Source organism: Microbacterium sp. (assembly GCF_036277215.1).
In the GTDB taxonomy this organism is placed as follows: domain Bacteria; phylum Actinomycetota; class Actinomycetes; order Actinomycetales; family Microbacteriaceae; genus Microbacterium.
In genome coordinates this window covers 1-2,073 of sequence record NZ_DASUNI010000334.1, presented here as the reverse complement: position 1 = coordinate 2,073, position 2,073 = coordinate 1, and the positions used below count along the sequence as shown (strand labels likewise).

The window sequence follows — 2,073 nt, the reverse complement described above, 5'->3', positions numbered from 1 at the left end:
GACGGACAGGGAGACCTCTCACCCGAGGACCTCTGAGTGTTCGACGGGTTCACCGCGGAGACGATTGCCGTCGACGGAGCGGAGATCTTCGTCCGCCATAGCGGCGAGGGTGGTGCGCCCGTCGTGCTCCTGCACGGGCATCCCGCACCTCAGCGACCTGGCATCAGGTCGGACGGTGCACCGCCGAGTTCGCCGCCGACTGGTGGCACTGGTTCTTCTTCGCCCAGCCCGAGGTGCCCGAGCGGGTCATCAACGCCGATCCGGATGCCTGGTACCACGGCGACCGCGCGGTGATGGGTGCCGAGAATCACGACGAGTGGCTGGCGGCCATCCGCAATCCCGAAACGGTGCACGCCATGCTCGAGGACTACCGCGCGGGCCTGGGCATCGATCGCGAGAACGAGGAGGCCGATCGCGCGGAGGGCCGCCGCATCAGGGCGCCGCTCCTGCTGCTCTGGTCGCCGCAGGACATGCTGCACGGCGATCCGATGGAGGTGTGGCGCGACTGGGCGACGGACTACACGGGCCGGATCATCGGGAGCGGCCACCACGTCGCGGAGGAGGCGCCGGATGAGCTGGCGGCCGCGCTGGAGGAGTTCCTCGCCGGTCAGCCGGGGCCGCTGCATCCGGTCAGGGAGCGCTGACGCGCCTGACCGCCCGCGGTCAGCGCGACCGCACCGCCAGGAACCGGATCGGCACCTGGTGCAGCTCGAGAGGACCGTGCGCCGCCTCGCCGTCGAGCAGCAGCCCGTCACCGGGCTCCATCTCGTATTCGTATCCGCCGTGGCCGTAGGTCATGCGGCCCTCGAGCATGTACAGGAACTCGGTGCCGGGATGCTGGAACAGCGGAAACACATTCGACGCGTCGGTCAGCGTCACGAGTGTGGGCTCCAGCGCATCCGGAGTGTCCTTGAGCACCCCGAGCATTTGATACACGTGCCCGTGCTGGGTGCCGCTGCGGACGCTCACGCTGCCCGCGCCGGATTTCGTGAACGACGCCTCGCGATCGCTCGCCGACCCTCGGAACAGCGCCGTGACCGGGATGCCGAAACCGTCGGCGAGACGCTGCAGAGTCGTCAGCGAACACGACGTCGTCGCCGACTCGATCTTCGAGATCATCGCCTTCGAGAGGCCGGTCCGCGCCGCGAGGTCTGCGGCCGAGATGCCCTGCTCGCTGCGGTACCGACGCACCTGCTGGGCGATGATCGGCTCGAGCACGCCGCCGGGTGAGTCGTTCTCTGCCTGCCGCGCCGAAGTCACTTCGCCATCATAGGTTGGGGCGCAGAGCCGCCGATCGATTCGGCTGACGCGAGCTGTCCGAGCACGGCAGCCAATGCGACTGCCCCGGTCTCGGCATCCGCATCTTCGACGAGTTCCTCTGGGGAGTGCGAGATGCCGGTCGGATTGCGCACGAACAGCATGGCGGTGGGCACCGACGACGCGAGGATGCCGGCGTCGTGTCCGGCTCCTGTGCCCAGCGCGGGAGCGGTCGGCAGGGCTCGGCGCAGCGCGTCGCGCAGCCCGAGGTCGAAGTCGACCGTGGGACTCATGGATTCCTCGCGGACCTCCGCGACGCATCCTTCGGCTTGCGCGGCGCGAGCGACGAGGTCGCGGACGTCGGAGACGAGGGATGCCGTGACGATGTCTTCCGGATGCCGAATGTCGATCCAGAAACGCACCCGCGAGGCGATCACATTGGTGCCGCCGGGGACGGGTTCCAGTCGGCCGACGGTCGCGCGGGCGTCCTCGGTGCGCCGGGCCAGGTCGCGGATCTCGACCACCATCCGCGCAGCGGCGACGAGCGGGTCGTGGCGGTCTGCCATGAGCGTGGTGCCGGCGTGGTTTCCCTGTCCGTCCACGGTGACGCTCCAGCGGCCGTGGCCGAGGATCGAAGAGGCGATCGCGACGGGCTCACCGAGATCGATGAGCCCGCGGCCCTGCTCGACGTGCAACTCCACGAAGGCTCCGACGCGCGCGAGCGCGGCAGCATCCGTTCCCATCGAGGCAGGGTCGAGGCCGTCGCGGCGGGCGACGTCGGCGAACGTGTCGCCTTCTCGAGCGGTCAGTGCGAGT

At 69.6% G+C, this 2,073-nt stretch carries 3 protein-coding genes; 1 reads left to right on the top strand and 2 read right to left on the bottom strand.

Annotation, left to right across the window (positions count from 1 at the left end; all coding sequences use genetic code 11):
• Nucleotides 1-233: 233 nt before the first annotated feature.
• A complete protein-coding gene (locus VFX99_RS15975) occupies nt 234-644 on the top strand; it encodes an alpha/beta hydrolase (protein WP_329667276.1) in 411 nt (136 codons plus the stop codon).
• Nucleotides 645-663: 19 nt separating this feature from the next.
• Here the strand turns inward: VFX99_RS15975 and VFX99_RS15970 are convergent, their stop codons facing one another.
• Nucleotides 664-1,260, bottom strand: coding sequence for an XRE family transcriptional regulator (locus tag VFX99_RS15970; protein ID WP_329667275.1), 597 nt, complete (start codon nt 1,258-1,260; stop codon nt 664-666).
• Nucleotides 1,257-2,073 (bottom strand): M20/M25/M40 family metallo-hydrolase (locus VFX99_RS15965; protein ID WP_329667274.1); only part of this gene is annotated, 817 nt, incomplete at its 5' end. The genes VFX99_RS15965 and VFX99_RS15970, both read right to left, overlap by 4 nt.